The following is a 3,254-nucleotide window of genomic DNA, read 5'->3' as shown; positions in this document are numbered from 1 at the left end:
CCCACGGGGAGCGCCATGTACTGGATCATCACCAAATACCTGATTACTGCCGCCGTGGTGGTCGCCGTTTCCGAAGTGGCGAAGCGTAGCGACCGTCTTGGCGCGCTCCTGGCTTCCTTGCCGCTGGTCACGCTACTCGCGCTCACGTGGCTCTATGTCGAGAAGCAGCCCGCCGAGAAGATTGCCAACCACGCCTGGTACACCTTCTGGTACGTGGTGCCGACATTACCCATGTTCCTGGCGTTTCCCGCTTTGCTCGCACGGTTCGGATTCTGGCCCGCACTGGGTCTCAGTGCGGTTATCACGATCGTGTGCTTCGCGGTCTTTGCCGCATGCGTCAAGCCGTTCGGGATTCGGCTTCTCTGACGTAACGCGCGCCCTCAGGGATGAACGCGCCGCCAGACCACCTCACCATGCGCGCCTTCCGCCGCACCGCTCGAAGGCTTTGCCACCGTGTACGTGAGTTCGTCACCCTTGATGACGAAGCTGCTGTCGCCTCCCTTGCCATCCCAGTTCGGAAACGATGCCTGCGCGATGTGGCTGTGCATGGTCATACCATCGACGCTGACCGTGCCGTAGTGTGCGTTGAAGTCCAAGGAGGCGGCGCGATATTCCTCGGGCGTGCCTTTGGACTTGTCGTTGACCGCGAATGGCATGCGGTTTGCCCGCACGATGTCCATCATGTAGTTGCCCCGGGCATCGATGAGCCACAGGCCTTCGGGATTCGGTCCGTAGAGCTCGGCGCGATGGCCGTCCGGGTAGACGTTGTCGCAACGGACCAGCTTCCAGGCACCCTCGAGGACCCCGGGGCCGGACGATGCGGCGTCAGCGGCGAGGGCCCCGAGCGGTGCGGTGACGAAAGCCAGGGCGGAGGCGAGGGCGAACAGGGAAGGGCGCTTCATGGCAGGAAAGCCTTGGGTTGAGGGTGGGTGGGGTCATCCTCGCCGCCGGCCTCGCATTTGATAATTGGCCTGGTTCTTCATTGACCTTCAATTCTTATTTGAAGATGATCGAGGCCATGAATCGCCTGAGCGACATGCAGCTGCTCGTCGACGCCGCCGATCTGGGTAGCCTGTCGGCGGCTGGGCGCCGCGCGGGTCTGTCTCCGGCCGCCGCCAGCGCGTGTGTCCAGCGGATCGAGGCGGCGGTGGGTGCCCGGTTGTTTGAGCGAACGACGCGCCAACTTCGCCTTACGGATGAAGGTCGCACGTACCTGGGCTACTGCCGCATCGCCATCGACGCGATGAAAGAAGGCGAGCGTGCCGTGCGCAGCGGCACGGATACCGTGAGTGGCACGCTGCGAATTTCGGCCCCCTCGGATCTCGGTCGCAATCTGCTGGTCGACATCCTCGATGGGTTCATGGCGATCCATCCAGGCGTGCGCATCGTTCTTTCGTTGGCCGATTCGATCTCGCGCTTCGTGCCTGATGACGTGGATGTCGCGATTCGCGTCGGTCCGCTCGAGGACAGTGCACTGGTTGCGCGGCACCTGGTCGATAGTCGTCGCGTGGTCTGTGCCTCGCCACAGTGCATCGCGACCCACGGCATGCCGACACGGCCGGAGGATCTTGTCGAACTTCCCACTCTCGTGCTGACGACGAACGCTGGCCCGCGCGACGAGTGGCGCCTGGGTAACGCGACGATACGAGTGCGTCGCTATCACGAGTGCACCGATAGCGAGGTCATCCGCAAGTGGGCCATTCGCGGTCATGGGTTCGCGTACCGGCAGCAATGGGCGGTCGCCGACGACGTTCGCGAAGGGCGCCTGGTGCTGGTGAACGCGCCGGAATGGTCCGCGCCGTCACCGATCCACGCGATGTATCACGCGAATACGTTCCAGCCACCGCGCGTTCGCCGGTTCATCGATTTTCTACAAGCAGCGATGGTGGAGAGACTCTCGTCGACCGGTCTGCCGCATGCTCGTTGACGACGAGCGGGACCGAAGGAAGAATCAGCGCGCCCACAGGGGGCGCTTCTAAAGGGAGCACGGATGAAGAACTTGATCGCGGTACTCTGCCTGTTCGCGGGCTCGGCTTCGTGCTTCGCGCAGGCAAAGCTCCCTAAGGCCGCTGTGATCGATGATGTGGTCTATACGCGGCCCGCCAGGCTGGTCGACATCGGCGCTGGCCAGCGGCTCAATCTGTACTGCCTTGGGTCCGGTTCGCCGACGGTGGTTCTTGATGCGGGCATGGGCGATTCGACGGTCTCCTGGGCGATGGTCCAGCCGGCGATGGCAAAGACGACGCGCGTCTGTTCGTTCGACCGCGCAGGCCTGGGTTTCAGCGATGCTGCGCGGCGACCTTCCACGCCGGTCAATCAGGCCGAAGATCTCCATGCCTTGCTGCGGGCTGCTGGTATAAAGCCACCCTATGTCATGGTTGGGCATTCGCTGGCTGGCATGAATGTCCGCGTGTACGCGGACAAGTACCGCGATGACGTCGTTGGCATGGTCATCGTCGAGGGCTCGCACGAAGACCAATCGGCCGAAGGCTGGGCGCTGAGCGCKCCGGGCGACAAAGAGAAATACGACCAGTATCTGAAAGACCAGCACGCGTGTATCGATGCGGCCCGGCTGGGGCTCACGCCGGGCACAAAGATGTTCGAGAAGTGCCTGGGCGACACCAACGATCCGCACTTCAGCCCGGCGATCAACCAGGCGCAGGCTACCTATGGCGCCACGGAGAAGTGGCAGGCGGCGGTCGCGTCCGAGCGAGAGAACGTCTTCTACGGCAGCGCGGACGAGACCCGAAAAACCCGTAGCGATTTCGGCGACATGCCGATCATCGTGCTCACGCATTCTCCCTTTCCTGCGCGCACTGGCGAATCGCAGAATGAGCGCAACCGCAAGACGCTGTCGTGGGAAGGTCTTCACCTGCGTGTAGCGGCCATGTCCACGCGTGGTGTGAACGAAATCGTTCCCGATGCGGGGCATTTCATTCAGTACGACAAGCCGCAGGTGGTTATCGATGCGGTGAATGAGGCGGTGTGGATTTCGCGCGGGCGTTAAGAGCGCGCGCGTTCCGCCATCGCGGCGAGCATGCGGCGATCGTCTTCGGGCAGGGCGTCGAACCATGCGGCTTCTTCGCCGGGTTCGGGTAGCACGTGGCCGAACTCGGCCATGAGGCCGGGGCGGATTTCGCTGAGGTATACCCAGATGCCTTGCGTCGGCAGGCCGGATGCATTCGATACGTCGCGGACGAGGCGTTCGACTAACGTTCGCTTCTGGTCGTCGGTGCGGCCGCTGCGGACGTGGC

At 63.3% G+C, this 3,254-nt stretch carries 5 protein-coding genes; 3 read left to right on the top strand and 2 right to left on the bottom strand.

Going from position 1 to position 3,254, the window contains the following annotated elements; translation table 11 throughout:
• Positions 1-15 precede the first annotated feature (15 nt).
• Positions 16-366 (top strand): DUF3147 family protein, encoded by a 351-nt coding sequence (locus AC1DT2_RS18940; protein ID WP_063572188.1) that lies wholly within the window; start codon positions 16-18, stop codon positions 364-366.
• Between the two features lie 14 nt (positions 367-380).
• Here the strand turns inward: AC1DT2_RS18940 and AC1DT2_RS18935 are convergent, their stop codons facing one another.
• Positions 381-902: a lipocalin-like domain-containing protein gene (locus AC1DT2_RS18935; protein WP_477298012.1), complete on the bottom strand. Its 522-nt coding sequence runs from the start codon at positions 900-902 to the stop codon at positions 381-383.
• Positions 903-1,018: 116 nt separating this feature from the next.
• Here AC1DT2_RS18935 and AC1DT2_RS18930 point away from each other — a divergent pair, with 116 nt between their 5' ends.
• Both AC1DT2_RS18930 and AC1DT2_RS18925 read left to right on the top strand, forming a co-directional pair.
• Positions 1,019-1,927, top strand: coding sequence for a LysR family transcriptional regulator (locus tag AC1DT2_RS18930; protein WP_477298011.1), 909 nt, complete (start codon positions 1,019-1,021; stop codon positions 1,925-1,927).
• A 63-nt stretch (positions 1,928-1,990) separates the two neighbouring features.
• Positions 1,991-3,007 carry an alpha/beta hydrolase gene (locus AC1DT2_RS18925; RefSeq protein WP_477298010.1) on the top strand — a complete coding sequence of 339 codons (1,017 nt, stop codon included), beginning with the start codon at positions 1,991-1,993 and terminating at the stop codon, positions 3,005-3,007.
• On the opposite strand, the gene AC1DT2_RS18920 is transcribed toward AC1DT2_RS18925, so the two are convergent.
• Positions 3,004-3,254: tautomerase family protein (locus tag AC1DT2_RS18920; protein ID WP_477298009.1), on the bottom strand; the 251-nt coding region annotated here is incomplete at its 5' end. The two genes, AC1DT2_RS18925 and AC1DT2_RS18920, sit on opposite strands and share 4 nt — an antisense overlap.

Source organism: Luteibacter sp. P4_E6, assembly GCF_056401535.1.
This window is presented reverse-complemented; position numbering and strand designations above follow the sequence as displayed.